Here is a 23770-nt window from a genome sequence, read left to right on the forward strand (position 1 = left end):
TCACTTTTTCCGGGCCAGCGCCCGGCGATGCAGTGGCTCGCGGCCCGGCGGCTGCTGCGGGGGCGGCAGCAGGGGCTCGCGGTGGTGCACCGCAATCGTTTTCGGCGCGTCGGTGCTCAGGGTGACCTCTTCGCCCGCGTGCCGGATGGTGAGCTGGCCCCCCGGCCCGTCGCGCACCGTGTAGGTGACGTGCGCGTGATTCACGTCGACGGTCACCCGGAAATCGCGCCACCGAAGCCGGAACCGCAGCCGCGAAATGCCTTCGGGCAGAGCGGGATCCAGCGACAGGATGCCCTCGTCGTCGCGCAGGCCGCCGAAGCCGCCCACCAGCGCCGTCCAGGCACCGGCGAGCGAGGCCATGTGCAGCCCGTCGCGGGTGTTGTGGTGCAGGTCGCGCAGGTCGATCAGCCCCGCCTCGTAAGCGTAGTCGTGCGCCAGCTCCAGGTGCCCGACCTCGGCGCACATCACGGCCTGGGTGCAGGCGGACAGCGACGAGTCGCGCACCATGCGCCGCTCGTAGTAGTCGACGTTGCGGGCCTTCTGTTCCGGGGTGAACGCGTGGCTCTGCCACTGCATCGCCAGCACCAGGTCCGCCTGCTTGATCACCTGGGCGGGGTAGAGCCGCACGTAGGGGTCGTGCAGCAGCAGCGGGTAGGCGTGGTTCTCCTGGAAGTCCCACTCGGCGAGGGTGGTGAACCCTTCGCACTGCTGATGCACCCCGAGGCCGGCGTCGTAGGGAATGTTGGCGGAATCGGCGGCGTCGCGCCAGGACGCCGTCTCCTCGGTGGTGACGCCCATCTCCTCCGCCACCTCGGGGTGGCGGTTGCAGGCGTCGGCGGCGGTGCGCAGGTTGTGCGCGGCCATCAGGTTGGTGAACACGTTGTCGCGCACGATCGCCGTGTACTCGTCGGGGCCGGTGACGCCGTCGAGGTGCCAGACGCCGTGCCGGTCGTGGTGGCCCAGGGAGAGCCAGAGCCGCGCGGTCTCGACGAGTACCGCTAAGCCGCAATTCTTTTCCAGTTCCTCGTCGCCGGTGACGATGCGGTATCGCTCGAAGGCCATGGCGATGTCGGCGTTGATGTGCCAGGCCGCGGTGCCGGCCGGCCAGTAGGCTGAGCACTCCTGCCCGCGGATGGTCCGCCAGGGGAAGCTGGCGCCCTCGAGGCCCAGCTCGGCCGCCCGCTCCTTGGCCAGGTCCAGGGTGGACGCCCGCCACCGTAGCGCGTCGGCCACCGCGTGCGGTGCGGTGTAGGTGAGCACCGGCAGCACGTAGCTCTCGGTGTCCCAGAAGGCGTGGCCGTCGTAGCCGGTTCCGGTGAGCCCCTTGGCGGGGATGGCGCGACGCTCTGCGCGCACGCTGGCCTGCAACAGGTGAAAAAGTCCGAACCGCACCGCTTGCTGGGATTCGGGATCGCCCTCGACCTCGACGTCCGCGCAGTCCCAGAAGTCGTCCAGGTATTTCCGCTGCGCGTCCAGCAGCCCCTGCCACCCGCTGTAGCGGGCGCTGTGGATGGCGGCCGCGGCCTGGTCGCGCAGCGCCGGGCGCGAACGCATGCTCGACCAGCCATACGCCAAGTACTTGACGATGCGCAGCTTCTGCCCGGCGCGCAGGCCGCAGATCACCGTGGTCCGCGCCAGATCGTCGCGGGCGTCGGTGCTGAATTCGACGCGGCCGGGCACATCGATCTCGTGGTCCATGGCCGCCGACATCATCAGGGCGCTGCTGCGGGTGCGGTGCATGAGAAGCGCTCCGGTGTCGGTGTTTTCGTGGTCGACGGCCACCAGCGGGCTCTCCAGGATGGCCGACACCCGCGGGTCGCCCGAGGTCTGGGGCTGGTCCTCGTTGGTGACCAACTCCGACTGCACGGTGACCCGAACGAAGTCGCCGACCGCTTCGATGACGTATTCGATGGCGGCCACACCGCGCTGGGCCAGCGACACCAGCCGGGTGGACACCAGCTTGATCTCCTTGCCCGCGGGGGAGCGCCAGTGCGCGCGGCGGGACATCGTCCCGGCGCGCATGTCGAGAACCCGCTCGTGCGAGATCAATTCGCCGTAGCGGACGTCGAAGGGCTCGTCCTCGACCAGCAGGCGGATGATTTTGCCGTTCGTGACGTCGACGATCGTCTGGCCGGCCTCCGGGTAGCCGTAGCCGGCCTCGGCGTAGGGCAGCGGCCGGATTTCGTAGAAGGAGTTCAGGTAGGTGCCGGGCAGGCCGTAGGGCTCACCCTCGTCGAGGTTGCCGCGCAGCCCGATGTGGCCGTTGGACAGGGTGAACAGGGATTCGGTCTGGGCCAGCAGGTTGAGGTCGAGCTCGGTCTCGCGGAAGTGCCACGGCTCGACCGGGAAGGATGCTTCATCGATCATGACGGCAGCAGCTCGGCGAGGTCGGTGACCACCACGTCGGCGCCGTTGCGCCGCAGATCGTCGGCCTGGCCCACCCGGTCGACGCCCACCACGTAGCCGAAGTGTCCGGCGTGACCGGCCTGCACGCCCGAGATCGCGTCCTCGAAGACGGCGGCGGCGTCGGCGGGCACGCCGAGCAGCTCGGCGCCCCGCAGGTAGGAGTCCGGGGCGGGCTTGCCGGCGATGTGCTCGTCGCGCAGCGTGACGCCGTCCACCCGTTGCTGGATGAACCGGTCCAAGCCGGTGATCTCGAGGACGTCGCGCGTGTTGGCGCTCGAGGACACCACCGCGATGCCCAGGCCGGCTGCCGAGACCGCCTCCAGGTATCTGCGTGAACCTTCGAAGACTTCGACGCCGTCCTTGCGCAGGACCTGCTGGAACATCTCATTCTTGCGGTTGCCCAGGCCGTATATCGTTTCGGCGTCTCCCGCGTCGTCGGGACTTCCGTCGGGCAGGTCGATCCCGCGGCTCTGCAGGAACGACCGGACCCCGTCCTCGCGCTTCTTGCCGTCCACGTATTGGCGGTAGTCGGCGGCCGCGTCGAAGGGGACGAATTCTTCCCCCGTGCGCTTGGCCCGCTCGGACAGGTAGTCGTCGAACATGGCCTTCCAGGCCTTGGTGTGCACGCTGGCGGTGTCGGTCAGCACACCGTCGAGGTCGAACAGGCAGGCATGCACCTTCTCCGGCAGACCCAGCACGGGGACCTCGCTTCCCATCCGTCGGGGACAAGTTAAGCGATACCCACTCCACCATGCGGACATGTCTGTCGCCAAACGCTCACCGGGTCGCGCGACGACGGACCCGCAGCCGGCATGCCCGACGCGACCGTGGTTGGCCTCACGTATCGGCCGGCCGTCCTCCGCTTTGCCGGATAATGCGAACCATCTCCGTCGGGCGCTCGAGCGCCGAGAAGTGGCCGGCACCGGGCACGGTGACGCTCTGGACATTCAGCAGGCGAGCGACGTGCTCACGCTCGGTGGTCCGAGACCAATCGTGCTCGCTGTAGACCAGCGTGACGGGCGCCGTCACCTGCCGGTAGCGGCTTCGTGCGCCGACGAACCCGTCGAGGCTGCGCATGATGGCCCGGTTCACCGCGGGGTAGCCGGGTCGCCGGCCGCTTCGGCGGAGCTCCGTGAGTAGGTCAGCCGGGAGGGCTCGGCGGTCGGCGAAGCCGCCCCGCAGCACGCCCCGCAGGATCGGGCGATTCTCCAGCCGCGCGAAGACCGGTCCGGTGCCGGGCAGCCGGACGCCCGTTCCGATGAAGCGCGCGAACCAGTTGCCGCGATCCAGGCCGCTCGGGTAGTCGTAGGGGTTGAAGGCCACCACGCCGCTTACCCGGTCGCTCAGCTCGATCGAGGCCGACAACGCGATCGCGGCGCCCATCGATTCGCCGGCCAACGTCACGTCGCCCAGGTCGAGGGTTTCGACGAATTCGACCACGGCGCTGCGCAGTTCCGGTTCGCCGTACCGCGCGCCGGGGACGATGTCCGACCACCCCATCCCGGGAAGATCCAGCGCGTACACCGTGAATTCGCCCCATAGCCCGGGCACGACACGCTGGAAGTAGTCCAGCTGGGTGCGAACGGTGTGCAGCAGGACGAGCGGGGGCCCGGTTCCCGTCGTGAAGTAGCGCAACCGGGATCCGTCGGACCGTCGGAGGAACCTGACCTCACCGCGCCCGCCGCTCCATTTCGTCGTGTGGCGGCTGTCTGGAATCTCGTTGGGCCGCATGGCCTTCACCGCCTGCAAACGGCCTGGACGGCCCGCAGGCGTCCGTCGGCCAGGGCTTGGGTGAGGTTGTCGGCTTTGCGTTGGAAGTCGGTGACGAAGGCGTGCAGGCCCAGCGGGTTGGCGGGCTGGGCCAAGATGGCCCGCATCACCGAGGCCGCCTGGTCGGTGAGATCGTTCCAGTGTTCGACGGCGAACCCGGCCGACTCGACGGCGGCCCGCAATTCGTTCGGGCCGACCAGCTTGCTGCGACCGGGGTGATCGGCCCACGGCAGCGGATAGTCGAGCGGGGTGCCATCCCCACTCGTGATGTCCCACAGGGCAAGCCGGCCGCCGTCTTTGAGCACTCGGCGCGTCTCGGAGTACAGCAGCGCCTTGTCGGCGACGTTCATCTGGACGTGCTGGCTCACGACGACGTCGAAAACCGCGTCGGGAAAGGGGAGCTCGGTGACGTCGGCCCGATGAACGGATATCCGGTCGTCGAGGCCGACGAGTCGATTGAGCCAGCGGTTGGTTTCGCAGTATTCGTCGGTGAGGTCCACGGCGGTCACCGCGCAGCCGTACCGGTCGGCGATGTAGCGGGCGGTGCCGCCGACCCCGCTGCCGGCGTCGAGCACCATGCTCTCGCCGGTGATCTGCGCCAGCTCCACCAGCTGTGCGGTGGCGATGCGACCCATGGTGTGGAAGTCCTCCAGCAGGCCCAGGTCGGCGGGGGCGAGGCGGTCGAGGTCCTTCCCGGCGGAGCGCAGCGCGCGCTCGATGTTGTTGCGCGACAGGCCGGTCGAATACTGGTCCTGGATCATGTTGCTCATTTCCGCACCCACGCCGTGATGATGGGTGGCATCGTGATGAGGGCGTTGGCCGCGATCGCCTCCTCGCGGAAGCGTGGTAGGAAGCTGTCGATGTCGGCGACCTCGTCGATGGCGAAGCCGCCCTGTTGTGCGATGGGGGAGACCAGCCGCCAGACCGCCGCGCCGTAGGCCAGGATGTCGGTGTCGGCGGCGGTGCCGATCGGGGCGCCGAGCGTCAGGCGCGGCGCACCCAGGCCGGCGTCGGCGAAGATCGTGTGCAGCGTGGTGCCGAACCGCGCGGACAGGCCCATGGCCTCGAAGGCGCGCACGATCCCGGGTATCACCCGGGTGAACAGCGGCATGTCCGGGACGCTGCGCGCCTCGGCGATGTCGTTCTCGGAGAACGCGATCACGCCGCCGGGTCGCACGAAGGCGCCGAGCCGGCGCAGCGTGGCGGCCGGATCGGGCAGGTGCATCAGGATCAACCGGCCGACGACCGCGTCGACGGGCTCGTCCAGTTCGATCGCGTCGATCGCGGAATGGATGAAATGCGCTGCGGACAAGCCCTGTTCGGCGGCTCGGGCGCGGGCCAGCTCGACCATCTGCGCGGCGGCGTCCACCCCCAGAACGCTTCCCGTGGGACCGACGAGTCGGGCGGCGACGAACGACACGTTACCCGGCCCGCTGCCGATATCGAGCACCCGCATGCCCGGCCGCAGCCCGGCGAGCCGCAGCGCGTGCTCGGTGAGGTCGTCGTACAGCCGGCCCTGCAGGAGCAGCCGCTGCACCTCGGCGTCGGCGTGGCCCAGGACGTACGTGCTGTCGCTTGCCGCGGCGGCTGGCGTCGTGTTCATCGCGTCGCTGCCCTTTCCGGCTCGAAGGTCGCGGTGTGCTCACGTCGCCACACCGCGGATCGGCCCGAAAGCCGGGGATGCGCCGGCCGGGGGTGCTGCTGGAGCAGGTCGAACGTGTCCAGCCGGTGCATCGGCACGAGCCCGGTCAGCACGAAATCCCACGTCGCGCGCAGGAAATTGGCTGGCGTGCGCCGTGTTTGGGGACCCGTGACGTAGCGGCGCGCGATCGTCACGAAGTCCTCGGGCTCGACCCCCGCCACGTCGCGGACGTGCGTCGTCGGGCCACCCACAGCCCAGGTCCCCAGCCCGTACTCCGGCAGGTAGTGGCGCAGGCTGGACTGGAAGAACTCATCGGCGCCAAGGCGTTTCGCGTTGACGCGCACGGCGCGCATGAACATCCACGGGGGAATGTCGATGTGGCGAACGCGCCGGCCCAGCGCCTCGCCGACGGCGTCGGCGATCTCGGCTCCCGACAGGAGCGCCGGTCCGGTCGGGCGGTAGGCCCGGCCATCGTGACGGTGCGGGTCGAGCAGCGCGCCGACGGCGACCCGCGCGATGTCCTCGTTGGAGGGCGGCGCGTTCCGGCCGCCCCCGGTCGGCGTCGGCAACACTCCCAGCTGGGCGGCCATCGGCACCAGCTGCAGGTAGTTGTCGGCGAAGTAGCCCGGGTCGACGGCCACGTGCGCGGTATCCGGCAGCAGCGCGAACAACTTGTCGGTCAGCCAGGCGTGGCGGGTCATCAGCGACGGATGCTCGGGGCTGGCCAGCCATTGGCCCAGCGCCACCACCGCCGCCACGCCCGAACGCCGCGCTGCCACCGCGAAGGCGACGGCGCTGTCCAGCGCGTGGGGATGATAGGGAGGGTTGAAGTAGAGCCGGTCGACCCCCGCCATCGCGGAGGACACCTGGCTGATGTCGAACATGTCCGCGACGACGACCTCGGCGCCCAGGTCGCGCAGCCGGGCGCCGCGCGCGTCCTCGCGATGCACCATGGCCCGGATTGGGACGCCTTGCTGCAGGAGCTGGGCCGCGACCGCGCCGCCGATCTTGCCCGTGGCGCCGGTTACCAGTACTCGACGATTCATCGGATTTCCCTTTCCAATTGACGTTCCGGCTCCCGGGAAGGTGCCGGTTGGCTGGCTCGGGCCGGCAGCAGCCAGCCGACGATGATCGCCGCACCCAGCGCGATGCCCGCGCATACCAGGGAGCTCACCTGCAGGCCGTCCAAAAACGCGTGATTGACGACGCCGCGGACGTAGCCGGCTTGTTGCACCGGCAGCTGCTCGATCACCTGGTGCGCCAGGGCCATCGAGTGCCGCATCGGCTCGACGGGCAAACCCGGCAGCGCTGCGGTCCCGAGGTGTCCCGAGTAGACCGAGGCGAAGATGCTGCCCGCGATGGCCACGCCGAGCGTGCCTCCGAGTTCTCGGGTGGTGTCGTTGACGGCCGAGCCGACCCCGGCCTTGTCGGCGGACAGCGACCCCATGATCGCCTCGGTGGCCGGCGAAACGGTCAGGCCGAGCCCGCCGCCGAGCAGCAGCATCTGCGTGGCGATCTGCGTATACGGCGTGGCGGCGTCGGCGGTGGAAGCCCAGGCCAGCCCGGCGGCGAAAACGGTGAGGCCGGCGGCGACGACGGCGGTGCTGCCCACCCGTTCCACCAGTCGGGGACCCGCGATGCTGGCCAGCGCGATGGAGCCGGCGACCGGTAGCAACCGCACCCCGCTCTGAAATGCGGTGTAGTCCTTGATGAATTGGAAGTACTGGGTGATGACGAAGATGAATCCGAACAGCGTCAGGAAGCCGGCGGTCACCGCGAGGCTGCCGCCGGAGAATCGGCGGTTGGCGAACACCGAGACGTCCAGCATCGGGTGGGTGCTGCGCCGCTCCCACAGCGCGAACCCGGCGAGAACCATTGCGGCCAGGGCGAACCCGCTCGCCGTCCGGACGTCGGTCCATCCCCAGGTGGGCGCCTCGATGACGGTGTAGACCAGCGCCGTGATGCCGACCGCGGACAAGACCAGGCCGGGGACGTCTACCCGCGGGGCGGCCGGGTCGCGCGACGTCGGCACGAACAGGGCGCCCCCGACGATGGCCAGCGCGGCGATCGGGATGTTCACCATGAAGATCGACCCCCACCAGAAGTGCTCGAGCAGCCAGCCGCCGCTGATCGGCCCCACGGCCACCCCGACTCCCACCATGGCCGCCCACAGCCCGATCGCCTTGGCGCGCGGCACCGGGTCGGTGAAGATGTTGGTGATCAGGCCCAGCGTGGTGGGGAAGATCACCGCCGCGCCGATGCCCATGGCGGCGCGGGCCGCGATCAGCGCATCAGCCGAATTCACCTGTGCCGCAAGACCGGAGGTGACCGCGAACAGGGCGAGGCCGAGGCTCAGCGCGCCGCGCCTGCCGTAACGGTCGGACAGGCTGCCGGCCGAGAGCAGCAGGCCCGACATCACCAGGGTGTAGGCATCCACGATCCATTGCAGCTGCGCGGTGTCGGCGCCGAGGTCGCGCGCCAAGGTGGGCAGGGCGACGTTGACGATGGTGGCGTCGACGCTGATGACGAAGACCGCGAGGCAGATGACGGCGAGCGCGGCGATCGGGCGGTTTCGAAGCGGGGGTTCGTTGCTCATGAACAAGACCGTAAAGCTAAGAGACAAACAAATCAAGTATAGAGTGGAAAAACTTGTCTGGCGTGGTAGCATGGGCCGGTGGCGTCCCGCAGGAACTACAACCAGAACTGCCCGATCGCGCGCGGCCTCGACGTCCTCGGCGAGCGGTGGACCCTGCTGATCCTGCGCGAGCTGGTTGGCGGAGCCCGCCGCTACGGGGACCTGCGCGACGCGCTGCCCGGCATTGCGACCAACCTGCTGGCCGAGCGGCTCAAGGAGTTACAAGAGGCCGGGCTCGTCGACAGGACCGACCTGCCCGCCCCGATCGGGCGGACGGTCTACACCCTCAGCGACATGGGCTGGCAGCGGGTGCTGCCGGTGTTGCGGAGCGTCGCGTTGTTCGGGCTGGACCGGCTGGATCCGATCGGGGACGGTCCGGCATCGCCGTTGAACGGTTTTCTGGCCGGATTCCTGCTCGGCTTCGATTCGGGTGGCGCAGCCGGACTGGAGGCGACGATCCGCATCGAAATCGACGGCCGACGTTTCGAATTCGCGGTGACACAGGGCCGGCTCGCGGGCGCTCGCGGCGAACCCGCGGTGACGATCATCGCCAGCGCCGTGGACCTGGTCACCGCGCGCCTCGGGTCCAGCGACGCCAAGCGCAGGGCGGCGTTGCGGCGCGTGACGTTCGACGGTGAGCCGGAGACCGTCGAGGCGGTGCGTCAGGCGTTCGCGCTGCGGGCGTAGGCCAGCACCTCGTCCACCGTCCATTGATCATTGGCGTGGCGACCGCGCTTACACGCCAATACCCGGCCGTCCGGGCCGATCAAGAAGTCCCCGGGTAACCCCAGATGGCCGCCGGTGGGATGCAGGTTCGTGTTGCGCACACCCTGCCGAAATCCGGCCGCCAGGACCGCGGGACCCAACGCCCGCGGGTGCACCAGCGAACGCGGGGAGGAGCCGACACCGAACTCCGCGTAAAGCCGCTTGCCGGGGTCGCCGATCACTGAGAACGGCAAATCGCCGACGTACTGCCGCAATTCGTCGTCGGTCGAGTGGAAGACGACGACCTCGCGGACACCGGCGTCGGCGATCTCGTCGTGCCGGCGCACGATCGACTGCAGGTGAAGGTTGCAGATGGGACAGCCGGCGAAACGGCGAAACTGCAGGTGGACCAGTCGGTTGGGGTCGGGGATCGGGACGGCCTCGCCCGAAACCGTGGTCAGTTCTCGCGGGGCGAGCACGCTGCCCCGGCCTATCGCAGCATCCATGCTCATGGGCGGCTCCCGTCTATAAGAGGCTCCCCTCTCCAACCAGGAAATGGCTGGGCTGATTCCCACCCCCCGGGCAGGGCGTCGATCCGCACCGCCGGCCGGCACGTGTACTTCGGCCCGGCCGCCTCAAGCGCTACGCCGGCACCCGGTTCGGCATTGCGCAACCGACGCACCCGATGTGACGCCGGGGACGGTACGGTTCCAGCCGGGCAGTCCTCGGTAGCCACTAAGCTGGCTGCCGTGGAAAACCCCTCGCCGCGGCCCGTGCTGGTGGTCGATTTCGGCGCCCAATATGCGCAGTTGATCGCCCGGCGCGTCCGGGAGGCGCGGGTCTTCTCCGAGGTCATCCCGCATACCGCCTCGATCGACGAGATCAAGGCCCGCCGCCCGGCGGCGCTGGTGCTCTCCGGTGGGCCGTCGAGCGTCTACGAAGAGGGCGCCCCGCAGCTCGATCCGGCGGTGTTCGACCTCGGCGTGCCCGTGTTCGGCATCTGCTATGGATTTCAGGCCATGGCGCAGGCCCTGGGTGGGACCGTCGCCCGCACCGGCACCAGCGAGTACGGCCGCACCGAGTTGAAAGTGGTTGGCGGTGAGCTTCATTCGGGACTGCCGGGCGTCCAGCCGGTCTGGATGAGTCACGGTGACGCGGTCACTGCCGCGCCGGACGGATTCGACGTGGTGGCCAGCAGCCCGGGGGCGGCGGTGGCGGCCTTCGAGAACCGGGCCCGCCGGCTGGCCGGCGTGCAGTATCACCCGGAGGTCATGCACACCCCGCACGGTCAGCAGGTGCTCAGCCGGTTCCTGCACGACTTCGCCGGGCTGGGCGCGGACTGGACGCCCGCCAACATCGCCGAGGCCCTGGTCGAGCAGGTGCGAGCACAGGTCGGCGACGGCCACGCGATCTGCGGGCTGTCCGGCGGGGTCGACTCGGCGGTGGCCGCCGCACTGGTGCAGCGCGCCATCGGCGACCGGCTCACGTGTGTGTTCGTCGACCACGGGTTGTTGCGCGCCGGCGAGCGCGCGCAGGTGCAGCGCGACTTCGTCGCCGCCACCGGCGCCAACCTCGTCACCGTCGACGCCGCCGACACCTTCCTGGCCGCGCTGTCGGGGGTGACCAACCCCGAGGGCAAGCGCAAGATCATCGGACGGCAGTTCATCCGGGCGTTCGAGGGCGCGGTGCGAGATATATTGAGCGACACCGGGTCTGAGGTCGACTTCTTGGTCCAGGGCACACTGTATCCGGACGTGGTGGAATCCGGCGGGGGCAGCGGGACCGCCAACATCAAGAGCCACCACAACGTCGGGGGTCTGCCCGACGACCTGAAGTTCAAGCTCGTCGAGCCGCTGCGGCTGCTGTTCAAGGACGAGGTGCGAGCCGTCGGGCGTGAACTCGGACTGCCGGAAGAAATCGTTGCGCGCCAACCGTTTCCGGGGCCCGGTCTGGGCATCCGGATCGTCGGCGAGGTCACCGCGCAGCGGTTGGAGACCCTGCGCCGCGCCGACATGATCGCGCGCGAGGAGCTCACCGCCGCGGGTCTGGACAACCTGATCTGGCAGTGCCCGGTGGTGCTGCTGGGTGAGGTTCGCTCGGTCGGTGTGCAGGGCGACAACCGCACCTATGGGCACCCGATCGTGCTGCGGCCGGTGTCCAGCGAGGACGCCATGACCGCCGACTGGACCCGGGTGCCCTACGAGGTACTGGAGCGGATCTCCACCCGGATCACCAACGAGGTCGCCGAGGTCAACCGTGTGGTGCTGGACATCACCAGCAAACCCCCCGGCACCATCGAGTGGGAGTGACCGGCCGGCGCGAAATCCCGCCACATCCCACCCATTCGCCCCACCGGTATCGATCGCATAAAGCCGCCCCTTGCGTTTCTTGACGGTTGTCGGAGGGCGGGTGTTTACTCTCAATCAGTCGAACATACTTTCGAAAATAGTCGTGCGAGAGCGGTGGTAGGAGGCTGGTCATGACTGCGGCTTTCGCCTCGGATCAGCGCCGGGAAACCCGCGCTGAGCAGCTCGAAGCGTTGCGCCGACGGATGGCCGTGATCGCCGGGAAGGTGCCGGGGCCCGCATCCGGCGAAGCCTTTTGTACCGACGACCTGCTGCCGGAAACGGAATCCCGGCTGGCGCTGCCGCAGTGGCTGGCGGAGTCGCTGCCGGCGCCGCTGCCGCGCGGGACGGTGGCGGTGCTCTCGGGCGCCCGGTCGCTGCTGCTGGGCATGGTGGCTGCGGTGACGGCGGCGGGCGGCAACGTGGCAATCGTCGGCCAGCCGGACATCGGGCTGCTGGCCGCCGCGGAGATGGGCGCGGATCTGAGCCGGCTCGCCGTGATACCGGACCCCGGCAACGATCCGGTGGAGGTGGCCGCGGTGCTCGTCGACGGCATGGATCTGGTGGTCCTCGGCCTGGGCGGGCGCCGGGTGCCGCATACCCGGGCGCGGGCGGTGGTGGCGCGGGCCCGCAACAAGGGGTGCACCGTGTTGGTCACCGACGGTGACTGGCAGGGGGCGCCCACCCGGCTGGAGGCCCGGGTCTGCGGCTACGAGATCACGCCGGGAAGCCGCCCCGGATTCGGGCGGATCAGCCGGGTGCGGCTGCAGGTCAGCGGGGTGTGTGCGGGACGACGGGTGACCGCCCGGGCGCGAGCCGGGTGAATTCCGGTGACATCCCGGGTGCTGGCCATCTGGTGCATGGACTGGCCGGCGGTCGCGGCGGCCGCGGCCGCCGGCCTGTCCGCGACGGCCCCGGTGGCGGTCACGCTGGCCAACCGGGTGATCGCCTGCTCGGCGGCCGCCCGGGCGGCGGGGGTGCGGCGGGGGCTGCGGCGCCGGGAGGCGGCGGCGCGGTGCCCGCAGCTGCACGTCGGCACCGCCGACGGGGACCGCGACGCCCGCTTCTTCGAGGCGGTCATCGCGGCGGTGGACGACCTGGTGCCACGCGCCGAGGTGTTGCGGCCGGGGCTTCTGGTGTTGCCGGTGCGCGGCGCGGCCCGCTATTTCGGCTCCGAGGCCGACGCCGCCGAGCGGCTGATCGACGCGGTGGCCGCAGCCGGCGCCGAGTGTCAGGTCGGAATCGCCGACCGGTTGTCCACCGCGGTCTTCGCCGCGCGGGCGGGCCGGGTGGTCCCGCCGGGCGGCGACGCGAAGTTCCTGTCGGTGCTGTCGATCCGCCAACTCGCCACCGAGCCGAGCCTGTGCGGCCCGGGGCGCGAAGAGCTGACAGACCTGTTGTGGCGGTTGGGGATTCGCACCGTCGGCCAGTTCGCCGCGCTGTCGGCCACCGATGTGGCGTCCCGGTTCGGTGCCGACGGGGTGACCGCGCACCGGATGGCCCGCGGCGAACCCGAACGGGGCCCGTCCGGGCGGGAGCCGCCCGAGGAGCTGGAGGCCGTGCTGGACTGCGACCCGCCGATCGACCGGGTCGACGCCGCGGCCTTCGCCGGTCGCTCGCTGGCCGGCGCGCTGCACCGGACGCTGATGGCCGCCGGGGTGGGCTGCACCCGGCTGGCCATCCACGCCGTCACCGCCAACGGCGAAGAGCTGCACCGGGTCTGGCGGTGCGCCGAGCCGTTGACCGAGGACGCCACCGCCGACCGGGTGCGCTGGCAACTGGACGGCTGGTTGAGCAGCCGGACCGCGCGCAACCCCCGCCCGACGGCGGCGGTGACGGTGTTGCGGCTGCAGGCCGTCGAGGTGGTGTCGGCCGGGGCGCTGCAGTTGCCGCTGTGGGGCGGCTTGGGCGAGGAGGACAGGCTGCGGGCCCGCCGGGCCCTGGTGCGGGTGCAGGGCCTGCTCGGCCCGGAGGCGGTACGGGTGCCGGTGCTGTCCGGCGGGCGCGGGCCGGCCGAGCGCATCACGTTGACTCCGCTGGGTGACGAACTCCTCCCGCGGGCCGACCCGGGGCTGCCGTGGCCCGGCCGGCTGCCCGAGCCATCACCGGCGGTGTTGCTCGACGACCCGGTGGAAATGCTTGACGCCCAGGGTAACCCGGTGCGGGTGACGAACCGGGGGCTGTTCTCCGCCGACCCGGTAGCGCTGATGGTGCACGGCCGGGACGAGCGGCTGGACTGGTGGGCCGGGCCGTGGCCGGTCGACGAGCGGTGGTGGGATGACCGCCCTGCGGGCGGTCAAGGGGGTGGTCGCACCGCCCGCGCGCAGGTCCTGCTGGAGAGCGAGCGGGCGTTCCTGCTGTGCTATCGCCAGCGGCGCTGGTACCTCGAGGGCAGCTACGAGTGACGGCGCTTACCCGGTGGGCCGCAACGCGTCCGGCGTCAGGTCCTTCAGCGAGGGATACCCGTCGACGGCCATGATCAGGTCCGCCTCTGCCAACAGGGAGCGCAGCACGTGCACGATGCCGTCGACACCGCCGAGCGCCGTGCAGCGATTGGTCGTACAGCTCGGTTTGGTAATCGGCGAAGGCCATGACCGTGGCAGTACCCGGCGTCTGGACGGCCAAACGGCTCGAGCCTCAGGCCTGCTGGTCGCGGACCGCCTGCGCCCGCGCCATCAGCCCGGCGCCCCCGGGCAGCGCACCCACGACGGTGCGGGCCAGCCGGTCGCGCCCGGTGACGCCGTCGGTCCTGGTCTTGCCGGCGCGCAGGTGGCGCCAGCCCAGGCCCGCCCACGACGCCGCGACGGCCGCGTCGGTCACTGCGCCGCGGGCCCTCCGCCGGTCGACCACGGCCAGGCCGAGCGCGGTGGCGGAGTGCACGGCGTCGACCCAGACGCCGGCCGCCAGCACCTCCGGGCCCGGGTTCACTCCCGACAGCAACGCCTGGCCGAGATGGCGAGCGCCCAGGATCCGGGTGACGACGAGCGCCTTGCGATCGACCTGCACCCCGTGGATGTGGTCGAGGACCTCGGACGGGGCGGCCAGCAGCACCGCGCCCCATCCCGCGCGCAGGACTTCAATGAGACGAATCTTCATGCACTACGGGTAACCCGCGCGCGAAGGGCCCAACCCGTTCGATGTACCGGTCGAAGAAGGCCGCCGCGTCCACGTCGACGCCGATCAGCGCGTTGGGTTCCCGCCGGCCCGACCAGTCGGTCACCGTCATGGCGCGCGTCAGCGTCCCCGTGAGTTCGATGTCCACGGTCGCGGGACGGGTGGCGACGAGCCCCGGATCCAGCGCCACGGCGGCGGCCAGCGGATCGTGCAGATGCGCCTGGTATCCGTGGCCGATGTCGTGGTAGGCCTCCAGGTAGAACCGCATCGCGTCCTCGATCACCCGAATCAACGGATTGGACGCCGCCGAGCGGGTGCCGGGCTCGTCGTCCTCGCTCATCGGCGTCGCCGTCGACCCGGCGGCGGCCGCCAGCCTGGCGAGGTGATCCGGCGTCATCGCCACCTGACGGGTCAGGTCCAGGCCGCACAGGATCGGAAGGCGCTGTTGGCCAACGGCGTCGGCGTCCCAGGCGGCCAACACCTCGGCCGCGGCCTCGGGGTCCACGCTGATGTTCCACTCCGCCACCGCGGTGGTGTTGCCCCGGTGATCGTAGGAACCGCCCATGACGACCAACCGGCGCAGCAGCCTCGGCAGCTCCGGTTCGGCGCGCAGCGCCAGCGCCAGATTGGTCAGCGGGCCGGTCGCGACGCCGATCAGCTCGCCGGGGAACGCGTGCGCGGCGCGCACCCAGGCGGTCGCCGAATCGTGGTCGGTGAGCCGGCGATCGGTGGGCGGCAGCTCGGCGTACCCCAATCCCCTCGGGCCGTGGACCTTTGACGGCAGACGCATCGGTCCGGTCAGGGTTTCGCCGGCGCCCCGGGAGACCGGCACGCCGGTGACGCCACACAGCTGCAGCAGGCCCAGGTTGTTCTCGCAAACCTGCTGCACCGCAACGTTTCCCCCGGTGGAGGCGATGCCCACCACGTCGGCGTCCGGGCTGGCGAACAGGTAGATCAGTGCGAGCGCATCGTCGACGCCGGTATCGACGTCGACGAAAACGGGCGACTTCATTGTGTCCAAGATACTCAGACCGGCGGTTAGGCTGTCACGATGCCAACGACGTCGGAGCCCCCCGGGGGGACAGACTTAACGCCGCACTTCGACGATGTGCAGGCCCACTACGACTTGTCGGACGACTTCTTCCGGCTGTTCCTGGACCCGACCCAGACGTACAGCTGCGCCTACTTCGAGCGCGACGACATGACGCTGGAAGAAGCGCAGATCGCCAAGATCGATCTCGCCCTCGGCAAACTTGGGCTGCAACCGGGCATGACGTTGCTGGACGTCGGCTGCGGCTGGGGCGCCACCATGATGCGCGCCGTGGAAACCTACGACGTCAACGTCGTCGGCCTCACCCTGAGCCGCAACCAGGCCAATCACGTCGAGCAGCTGATCGCCCGGTCCGACAGCCCCCGCTCGATGCGGATCCTGCTGCAGGGCTGGGAGCAGTTCGATGAGCCCGTCGACCGGATCGTCAGCATCGGCGCCTTCGAGCACTTCGGGCACGAGCGCTACGACAAGTTCTTCAGCCTGGCGCATGGCCTGCTGCCCGACGACGGGGTCATGCTGCTGCACACCATCACCGGGCTGCACCCGACGGAGATGGTGGAACGTGGCATGCCCTTGTCGTTCCTGTTTGCCCGCTTCGTCAAATTCATTGTCACCGAGATCTTCCCGGGTGGGCGGTTGCCGTCGATACCGATGGTGCAGGAGCGCGCCACCGCGAACGGCTTCACCGTGAGCCGCGTGCAATCGCTGCAGCCGCATTACGCGAAAACGCTCGACATCTGGGCCGCCGCATTGCAGGCCCACAAGGATCAGGCCATCGCGGTGCAATCCGAGGAAGTCTACGAGCGGTACATGAAATACCTGACCGGTTGTGCCGAGATGTTCCGCATCGGCTACGTCGACGTCAATCAGTTCACGCTGCTGAAGTAACTCCCCGCCCACCCCGCGGGCGGCCGCCGCCGTACTACGGCCAGGCCGAGGCGAAGGTGATCACGAGGACGTCGCGCTGCGCCGGGCCCGAGTCGTCGATCGGCCGGATCGGGGAGACGCCGTGCAGGGTGCGGCGGTCGTCGCCCAGCATCAGCGTGCCGGGCTCGGCCAGCGTGGTCGCCAGCAACTGGCGGCCGTCGGAGTCGCACACCGTGCTCTCGCCGCCGATGGCGTTGCGCCGCCCGACCAGCAACGAGGTGACCAGGGTGACGCCGTCGCGGTGCATGCCCTCGGGCGTGGGATGGCCGCCCTCGTCCGTCGACGACCGAATCCGGAACGGATGGACCTTGACGTTCCACTCCGCCACCTCGTCGAGGGCCGCCGCCACCCGGGCCAGCAACCCGATCAGCTTATGCAGCAAGGGATCCCGGGCGAACGCATCCGTCAGGGGCTCGAAGTCGCGCTCCCTGCCGATGTAGAGGGGGTTGGAGTCCTGCGGCTGCACGAACGTGGTCCTGGGCATCGGGCGCAGCACGCGATCGCGCAACGCGTACTGGCCGTACCGGCGCATTCGCTGCACACCGAGCTCGGCCGCGTAGGGGTCGGGGCCCAGGCGCCGCCAGTGCCCGGCGAACCGGGTCCACTCCTCGCGGGCCGCGCCCAGGCCGCGCGTCACGTCGAACGCGGACATCACCGCGGCGCCCGTCGCGGCGACCAGCCGGGCCGCGGCGGCCACCGGGTCGGCGTCCGCCCGCTTTTCGGGAAGAGTCCGGCTCATCGCGCCGGAATACCGCGATCGGATGGGTTGAAACGCCCGAATTACCAATGCACCCCGGGCACCAGGCGCACCAACCGCTTGACTCCTCGCGGTGTCCGGATGCCGGCGGTGACCGCGCGGACGGGCCGCCTCGGTTTGCGTGGGGCCTGGGCGGCCGCGGGCGGTTCGGTGGGCAGCCCGCGGGCGGCGGCGGAGTCGGGGTAACCCAGGTAGAGCTGGTGCAGGATGCGCCGGGACGTCCGCGGCGCGAAATAGTTGCCGGCCTCGGCGAGGGTGCCCAGCGGGGTGTCGATGCGCGCCGGCTTTTCCACCAGGGCCCGCACCACCATGGCGGCCGCCCGCTCCGGGCTGATCGCGGGCACCGGGTTGAGCCGGTGCGACGGCGCGATCATCGGCGTATGCACCAGGGGCATATGGATATTGGTGAACGTGATGTGGTCGGACAGCGTCTCCGAGGAGACCACGTCGGCGAATGCGTCCAGCGCAGCCTTGGTGGGCAGGTACGAGCTGTACTTGGGGTTGCGCGCCTGCACGCCGGCGCTGGAGACGTTGACCACGTGGCCGAAGCGGCGCTCGCGCCAGTGCGGCAACAAAGCCAGCACCATGCGCACCGCGCCGAAGTAGTTGACCGCCATCACCCGCTCGTAGTCGTGCAGGCGGTCGGTGGAGTTGACCACCGAGCGGCGGATCGACCGGCCGGCGTTGTTCACCAGGTAGTCGACGTGGTCGAAGCGGCCCAGGATGTCCTTGATGGTGTGCTCGACCGAGGTGGAATCGGTGACGTCGCAGGTGAAGGCGTGGGCGTCGCCGCCGCCCGTGCGGATCTCGGCGACCAGTTGGTCCAGCGCGTCGGCGTTGCGGGCCAGGGCGAAGACCGTCGCTCCCCTTTCCGCCACCGCGATCGCCGCCGCCCGGCCGATGCCACTGGAGGCGCCGGTGATGATGACGTGCCGGCCGCGCAGCGGATCGCTGCGCCGGGCTCGGTCGGGGTCGAGGTGTTCGGCCCAGTAGCGCCACAGCTTGGGGGCATAACTGGAGAACTCGGGTACGCCGATTCCGCTGCCCCGCAGCGCTTCCCGGGTCTTGTCGCTGACGAACGTCGGCTTGAGGTCGACGAGGTCGAAAACCTCGGCCGGGATTCCCAACTGGGTGGCGGCCATGTTGCGCAGCACCCTGGCCCGCCCGCGCACCTTCAGCACCGGTGCGGCCACCGAGCCGGGCAGCGATCCGCGCACCGGCGGCAGCCCGGCCGCTTTCGCGACACCACGGTAAATGCCGCGCAGCCCAACGGTTTTGGGGGCGGTGAGGTGGAACGCGCGGCCGTCCAAGCCGTCGATATGCATGAGCGCGGCGAGCGCGTCGGCGACGTAGTCGACCGGCACGATGTTGGTGCGGCCGGTGTCGGGCAGCAGGATCGGCGTGACCTTGGGCAATACGGCCAGCGCCGACAATACGCCGAAGAAGTAGTACGGCCCGTCGATCTTGTCCATCTCGCCGGTGCGGGAGTCGCCCACCACTACCGCCGGGCGGTAGATCCGGTAACGCAGCCCGGGCGTCGACCGCACCAGCAGCTCGGCTTCGAACTTCGTCCGGTGGTACGGGGTCGGCAGCTGCTGGCCGACGTCGAAGTCGTCCTCGGTGTACTCGCCGGGGTGCTCGCCCGCCACGGCGATCGAGGACACGTGATGCAGCGTCGCGCCCAGCCGTTGCGCCAGCTCGATCACGGCGCGGGTGCCTTCGACGTTGGTGGCCCGCTGCTCGGCTTCGCCGGCGGTGATGTCGTAGATGGCCGCGCAGTGCACGACGTGGTCGATGCGGCCCAGCTCGGCGAGGGTCTCGTCGGTCAGCTCCAGCTCCGGCAGCCCCGCGACCAGTGGTTTGACCCGCTCACCCCACTCGGAGGCGAGCCGTTCGAAGCGGCCCAGCGACGGCCGCCGGACCAGCACCCACACCTGCGCATCGGGCCGGGCCTCCAGCAGGCGACCGACGACGTGGCGCCCAATAAACCCGGTACCGCCGGTAACGACATACCGCATGCAGCCCATCGTGGCGGCTGGGGGCCACCGCGTCAACCGTTCCCGCGCGTCAGCTGTGGAAGTCGCGAATGCCGTCCCAGTCCACCAGGGTCCAGCCGGTCACCGGGTTACCCGTGATCACCACGCGCCCGATGTTGGGCAGCGGGTGGCTGGTCAGCAGGGTGTCCTTGGCGTTCTTGGCGTTCATCAGCGTCCAGTACTCGATGGCGAACTTGTGCGAGAACAGCACGGGATTGTGCTGGCCGCTGGCGTAGACCTTCTGGATGGCCGCGGTGAACCTGTCGTTGAACTCCCTGCCGTTGACCGACCCGGGGATGCTGTCTTGCCTGTCGCCCCTGAGCCAGTCCGCCGGCGCCAGCAGGTATGTCGCGCCCTCCTGGGCAACCGGCTTGCCCTCGAACCAGCCGGCGTTGATCTCCTGGATGCCTTGCAGCACCTCGACCTGCTTGCCCAGCTCGGCGGCCAGCGGCGCGGCGGTCTGCTGGGCTCTGGCCATGGTGGAGGCGTAGATGCCGTCGTAGTCCTTATGACCCGCCTGGTGGGCGACCTGCTGGGCCTGCCCCTTGCCCTCGGGGCTCAGGCCCGGGCCCGGCACCGAGGTGTCGATGATCCCGCTGGCGTTGGCTTCGGACTCGGCGTGCCGGATGAACGTCACCGTGATGCTGCGTGCCTGCGGCGATCCGCCACAGGCGCCGACGATTACGGCCGCGGTGAGCGCCGCGACGACCTTCGAGACATTCCGGACCAACCTGCGCTTCGGCATGTCGATAGCCTGCCCTGCCGACCGCATCGGTGGGAAGGGTTTGCGATGGTTAGGTGGAGAAAATACGTCAGAAGGAGACTCAGATGGCGATTGACCCGAGTGCGGTCGGCGCGGTGACCGAACCCATGCTGTTGGAGTGGACCGACCGCGACACGCTGCTGTACGCGCTCGGCGTCGGCGCCGGCCTCGACGATCTGTCCTTCACCACCGAGAACAGCCACGGCATCGACCAGCAGGTGCTGCCCACGTACGCGGTGATCTGCTGCCCGGCGTTCGGGGCGGCCGGCAAGGTCGGAACGTTCAACTGGGCCATGCTGTTACACGGCTCGCAGGAAATCCGGCTGCACGCGCCGCTGCCGCCCGCGGGCAAGCTGTCGGTGGTCACCGAGGTCGCCGACATCCAGGACAAGGGCGAGGGCAAGAACGCGATCCTGGTGTTGCGCGGCCGGGGCACCGACCCCGACTCGGAGAAGCTGATCGCCGAGACGCTGACCACCCTGGTGATCCGGGGCGAGGGCGGGTTCGGGGGAGTGCCCGGTCAGCGGCCGGTGGCTCCGGAGATCCCCGACCGCGAGCCCGACGCCCGGGTCCCGCTGCCCACCCGGGAGGACCAGGCGCTGATCTACCGGCTTTCCGGTGACCGCAACCCGCTGCACAGCGATCCGTGGTTCGCCCGGGAGATGGCCGGGTTTCCCAAGCCGATCCTGCACGGGCTGTGCAGCTATGGGGTGGCGGGCCGCGCGCTGGTCGCCGAGCTCGGTGGCGGCGTCGCGGCCAACGTCACCTCGATCGCGTCGCGGTTCACCTCGCCGGTGTTTCCCGGCGAGACGCTGACCACGCTGATCTGGCGCACCGAACCGGGCAAGGCGGTGTTCCGGACCGAGGCGTCGGACGCCGAGGGTTCCGGCCCTCGCGTGGTGCTCGACGACGGCGCGGTGGAATACGTCCAGGCCTAGCGGGACAGCCGGCCCGCAAGGCGGGCGGTGAACTCGCTGGCCCGCGCCGGGCTGTCCAGCGCGAACTGCGCCGCGGTAGCGCGGTCGCCGTCGTCGTAGTGCCGCACCAGGATCGGCACGCCACCGTCGCGCACCGCGTCGAACGCGTCTTCGTCGGTGATGTCGTCGCCGAGATAGACCGGCGTCCGGACACCGGACTCGGCCTCGGTCAGGTGATCGAGCACCCAGCGCAGCGTTTTGCCCTTGTCCCAGTCCAGGTCCGGGCGCAGCTCGATGACCTCGCGGCCGGTGGTCACCCGGAGCCCGTCGCGCCGGCCCGCCGCGCGCACCGCGGCCGCCACCTCGCCGACCCGGTCGCGCGCGGCGTTGCGGTAGTGCACGGCGACCCCGAAGCGCTTGTGCTCCACCACCACACCGGGGATGGCGCCCAGCCGCTCCCGCAGCTCGCCGGCCGCACGCTCCAGCACCGGCACGGCCGTCGCGGCGGCGTCGTTCTGGTGATGCGCGCCGTCGGGCGCCGTCAGCTCGAAGCCGTGACTACCGGCATACCAGATTCCTTGCACCCCAACCCGTTTCGTCACGTCGGCCAGATCCCGGCCCGACAGCACCGCGACCGGGCACCGGGCGGCCAGCTGCTGCAGCGCCTCGGTGGCGCCCGCGACCGGGGTGGCGGCATCCGGGTCGTTGACGATGTCGGACAGCGTGCCGTCGAAGTCGAAGAACACCGCCGGCCGCCGAGCGGCCAGGTCGTCGAGGGCCACCAGCGCGTCGGGCAGCTGCGACATTCGCCGGTCCCCGGTGCGCACGGTCACCTCGCCGAGGTCGGCGACGACCGCGTCCGCGCCGGCGCCTCGCAGCGCGTCACCAGGCCCGGCGTCGACGCCGATGACCAACGCGAACCCGCCGGCACGCGCGGCCTCGACGGCCGCCGCGTCGGTGGTGACGACCACGCACCGGCCCGGTCGCGCGCCCAGGCCGTCGGCCACCCTCGACAGGCTTTCGGGGGAGGAGAAAGCGGCGGTGCCCACCCCGATCTCACGCAGCCGCCCGTCCAGGGCGGCGTCGGATGCGTCGAAGAGCACGGCGTCATGGCGGCGTGGGTCGATGACGACCGGCCCCGACTGTGGCATGCCCCAACCTTCTCACGATGGTCGGACCGGCCGGGAGCGGGTCAGTGCCGCGCTTGTCCGGGGAAAGGCGGGCGCGGCCCCGGCGCGCGGCCGGGGAACGCGCGCGGCGACCGCTTGCGGCGGCGACCGCTGAACAGCAGGACCGAGTCCTGGCTGAGCGCGACCAGCCGCGCCATGCCCAGCTCGATCCCGGCGGCCAGGCACGTGACGTCGAACGCGGCGCCGGGCTCGGCGGTGATGCCGAAGACGAGTTCGTCGCCGTAGCTCAGCACCGCGACCCCGGTGCTCAACTGAACGGCGGTCGGCGGGACGGGCAGCACGCGCACCATCGTCTGGCCCATGAGGCGCAGCCGGTGCCGGGGTCCGGGCACGTTCGTCGTCAAGGTCACGACGGCGCGCTGCGGCAGCCGCGACAGCAGCTGTATGACGTTGTCCCGCACCACGCTCGGCAAGGAGTTGAGCGCCGACTCGACGATGCCGCCGGTGTGGGGCGGGTGAGTTTCCTTGTCGTTCCACCTCGCCTGCACCGCGCGCAAGCGCTGGACCGGGTCGTCGTGTTCGACCGGCAGGTAAGGCGAACGGGCGGGCGCCGGCACCAGGGCGCGCAGCGAGCCCGCCCGCGGCTCCTCCCCGCGGCCGAGCAGCACGGTCCGGAAGCCCTCGGTGGCCGCGGCCAGCGCGACGTCGTCGATGGTGACATCGAACCGGCGGCAGACGCGGTCAACGTCGGCGATCGGGACGCGCACCGTGGCGTAGCGGCGCAGGATGGCGGCCCGGTCCCCCGTCCGCAGCGCGGGCCAGACCGCGGCGAGCACGGCGCCGGTCGCGGTCCACGACGCCCGCCACAGCGCATCGGCCCAGACCTCCCGCCGCCTCGACGGCCGCGAAAGCTGCTTGTCCACGGAGGCATCCGCGAAGGCGTCGTCGTCGGCGTCGTCACACAGCCTGGTGAGCAGATGCGCGGGTGAGCTGCCGCCGAGCAGGCGGTGATGGGTCTTCATCAGGATCGCCCACCGGCCACCCTTCAGGCCCTCGATCACCCAGCACTCCCACGGCGGACGGTCCGGGCGCAGGGGGCGCTCGAGGGCGTGGGAGATGGCCCCGGCCAGCTCGGCGTCGTCGCCCGGCCGGGGGATCGCCACCTTGTGCACGTGCTGGGCGAGGTCGAATCCCGGGCAGTCGACCCAGTCCTGATCCGGCGGGTGCGCACGCGGCACTTGCGTGCAGCGCGGTATCGTCCGAATGCGTTCGGCCAGAAGGCGACTGAGGCGCCGGTAATCGGGTGCGCCGCCGTCGACGATCGCCACGGCGGCGATCGCCAGGCCGGCGTGCTGGTCGGGATCCCGCGCCGTCAGGAATGCCGTATCCAGTGCCCTCACCTGCGCCATGCTCGCCCCCGCCGAAAATCTCGCCTGGTTACCAGTGTCTGCCCGGCCCCCGCGCCCGCGGTAGGCGCGCGGCGTTAAGAGCTTGTTTATGAGTTGAAGATCGGTTTAACAACGGTTGGCCGGGCCGGAGGAAATTCGAACACACATTCGATAGACTGTCGGC

21 protein-coding genes and 1 pseudogene are annotated in these 23770 nt (G+C 70.5%); 6 read left to right on the plus strand and 16 right to left on the minus strand.

Annotation, left to right across the window (positions count from 1 at the left end):
• The 7 genes from G6N51_RS23945 to G6N51_RS23975 form a co-directional block, all read right to left on the minus strand.
• Positions 1-2367 carry a glycoside hydrolase family 65 protein gene (locus G6N51_RS23945; protein WP_083176252.1) on the minus strand — a complete coding sequence of 789 codons (2367 nt, stop codon included), beginning with the start codon at positions 2365-2367 and terminating at the stop codon, positions 1-3.
• A complete protein-coding gene (locus G6N51_RS23950) occupies positions 2364-3122 on the minus strand; it encodes a beta-phosphoglucomutase family hydrolase (protein WP_083176231.1) in 759 nt (252 codons plus the stop codon). The genes G6N51_RS23945 and G6N51_RS23950 overlap by 4 nt, the downstream gene beginning before the upstream one ends.
• Positions 3123-3243: 121 nt before the next feature.
• Entirely contained in the window at positions 3244-4137 is an 894-nt protein-coding gene (locus tag G6N51_RS23955; protein WP_083176264.1) for an alpha/beta fold hydrolase, read from the minus strand.
• Positions 4138-4142: 5 nt separating this feature from the next.
• Positions 4143-4946, minus strand: coding sequence for a class I SAM-dependent methyltransferase (locus tag G6N51_RS23960; protein WP_083176229.1), 804 nt, complete (start codon positions 4944-4946; stop codon positions 4143-4145).
• Positions 4943-5779 (minus strand): class I SAM-dependent methyltransferase, encoded by an 837-nt coding sequence (locus G6N51_RS23965; protein ID WP_083176227.1) that lies wholly within the window; start codon positions 5777-5779, stop codon positions 4943-4945. The genes G6N51_RS23960 and G6N51_RS23965 overlap by 4 nt, the downstream gene beginning before the upstream one ends.
• Positions 5776-6864, minus strand: coding sequence for an NmrA family NAD(P)-binding protein (locus tag G6N51_RS23970; RefSeq protein ID WP_083176225.1), 1089 nt, complete (start codon positions 6862-6864; stop codon positions 5776-5778). The genes G6N51_RS23965 and G6N51_RS23970 overlap by 4 nt, the downstream gene beginning before the upstream one ends.
• The gene (locus G6N51_RS23975) at positions 6861-8414 is read right to left on the minus strand and encodes an MFS transporter (RefSeq protein ID WP_083176262.1); all 1554 of its coding nucleotides are present in this window, start codon (positions 8412-8414) and stop codon (positions 6861-6863) included. The genes G6N51_RS23970 and G6N51_RS23975 overlap by 4 nt, the downstream gene beginning before the upstream one ends.
• Before the next feature lie 78 nt (positions 8415-8492).
• Here G6N51_RS23975 and G6N51_RS23980 point away from each other — a divergent pair, with 78 nt between their 5' ends.
• Entirely contained in the window at positions 8493-9140 is a 648-nt protein-coding gene (locus G6N51_RS23980; RefSeq protein ID WP_083176223.1) for a winged helix-turn-helix transcriptional regulator, read from the plus strand.
• Here G6N51_RS23980 and G6N51_RS23985 read toward each other — a convergent pair.
• The gene (locus G6N51_RS23985; protein WP_083176221.1) at positions 9116-9670 is read right to left on the minus strand and encodes a peroxiredoxin-like family protein; all 555 of its coding nucleotides are present in this window, start codon (positions 9668-9670) and stop codon (positions 9116-9118) included. The two genes, G6N51_RS23980 and G6N51_RS23985, sit on opposite strands and share 25 nt — an antisense overlap.
• 228 nt (positions 9671-9898) lie before the next feature.
• On the opposite strand from G6N51_RS23985, the gene guaA reads away from it, so the two are divergent.
• From guaA to G6N51_RS24000, 3 genes are all read left to right on the plus strand, one after another.
• A complete protein-coding gene (guaA, locus tag G6N51_RS23990) occupies positions 9899-11467 on the plus strand; it encodes a glutamine-hydrolyzing GMP synthase (RefSeq protein ID WP_174814419.1) in 1569 nt (522 codons plus the stop codon).
• Positions 11468-11637: 170 nt separating this feature from the next.
• On the plus strand, positions 11638-12327 hold the full coding sequence (locus tag G6N51_RS23995) for a hypothetical protein (protein ID WP_083176217.1): 690 nt from the start codon (positions 11638-11640) through the stop codon (positions 12325-12327).
• A gap of 36 nt (positions 12328-12363) precedes the next feature.
• Positions 12364-13908 (plus strand): DNA polymerase Y family protein, encoded by a 1545-nt coding sequence (locus G6N51_RS24000; RefSeq protein WP_276055417.1) that lies wholly within the window; start codon positions 12364-12366, stop codon positions 13906-13908.
• 6 nt (positions 13909-13914) lie between these two features.
• Here G6N51_RS24000 and G6N51_RS24005 read toward each other — a convergent pair.
• From G6N51_RS24005 to G6N51_RS24015, 3 genes and pseudogenes are all read right to left on the minus strand, one after another.
• Positions 13915-14046 (minus strand): annotated as a pseudogene (locus tag G6N51_RS24005) (lactate 2-monooxygenase); the annotation flags it as partial.
• Between the two features lie 94 nt (positions 14047-14140).
• Positions 14141-14599 (minus strand): hypothetical protein, encoded by a 459-nt coding sequence (locus tag G6N51_RS24010; protein WP_083169675.1) that lies wholly within the window; start codon positions 14597-14599, stop codon positions 14141-14143.
• Complete coding sequence (locus tag G6N51_RS24015; RefSeq protein WP_083169677.1) at positions 14580-15629, minus strand: nucleoside hydrolase; 1050 nt, start codon at positions 15627-15629, stop codon at positions 14580-14582. Before G6N51_RS24015 ends, G6N51_RS24010 begins: the two co-directional genes overlap by 20 nt.
• A 39-nt stretch (positions 15630-15668) precedes the next feature.
• On the opposite strand from G6N51_RS24015, the gene cmaA1 reads away from it, so the two are divergent.
• Positions 15669-16556 (plus strand): cyclopropane mycolic acid synthase CmaA1, encoded by an 888-nt coding sequence (gene cmaA1, locus G6N51_RS24020; protein WP_083169679.1) that lies wholly within the window; start codon positions 15669-15671, stop codon positions 16554-16556.
• A gap of 34 nt (positions 16557-16590) precedes the next feature.
• On the opposite strand, the gene G6N51_RS24025 is transcribed toward cmaA1, so the two are convergent.
• The 3 genes from G6N51_RS24025 to G6N51_RS24035 are packed head-to-tail and all read right to left on the minus strand — an operon-like array spanning position 16591 to position 20133.
• Positions 16591-17334: a 2OG-Fe dioxygenase family protein gene (locus G6N51_RS24025; protein WP_083169681.1), complete on the minus strand. Its 744-nt coding sequence runs from the start codon at positions 17332-17334 to the stop codon at positions 16591-16593.
• A 41-nt stretch (positions 17335-17375) separates the two neighbouring features.
• Complete coding sequence (locus G6N51_RS24030; protein WP_083170051.1) at positions 17376-19370, minus strand: SDR family oxidoreductase; 1995 nt, start codon at positions 19368-19370, stop codon at positions 17376-17378.
• Between the two features lie 49 nt (positions 19371-19419).
• The gene (locus tag G6N51_RS24035; protein WP_083169683.1) at positions 19420-20133 is read right to left on the minus strand and encodes a histidine phosphatase family protein; all 714 of its coding nucleotides are present in this window, start codon (positions 20131-20133) and stop codon (positions 19420-19422) included.
• A gap of 83 nt (positions 20134-20216) precedes the next feature.
• Here G6N51_RS24035 and G6N51_RS24040 point away from each other — a divergent pair, with 83 nt between their 5' ends.
• Positions 20217-21089, plus strand: coding sequence for a MaoC family dehydratase (locus G6N51_RS24040; RefSeq protein ID WP_083170053.1), 873 nt, complete (start codon positions 20217-20219; stop codon positions 21087-21089).
• Here the strand turns inward: G6N51_RS24040 and otsB are convergent.
• Both otsB and G6N51_RS24050 read right to left on the minus strand, forming a co-directional pair.
• Entirely contained in the window at positions 21086-22219 is a 1134-nt protein-coding gene (gene otsB, locus G6N51_RS24045; RefSeq protein WP_083169685.1) for a trehalose-phosphatase, read from the minus strand. The genes G6N51_RS24040 and otsB overlap by 4 nt on opposite strands.
• Before the next feature lie 41 nt (positions 22220-22260).
• Positions 22261-23607, minus strand: coding sequence for a wax ester/triacylglycerol synthase domain-containing protein (locus G6N51_RS24050; protein WP_083169687.1), 1347 nt, complete (start codon positions 23605-23607; stop codon positions 22261-22263).
• Positions 23608-23770: the final 163 nt, after the last annotated feature.

This window comes from Mycobacterium paraseoulense (genome assembly GCF_010731655.1).
GTDB lineage: Bacteria > Actinomycetota > Actinomycetes > Mycobacteriales > Mycobacteriaceae > Mycobacterium > Mycobacterium paraseoulense.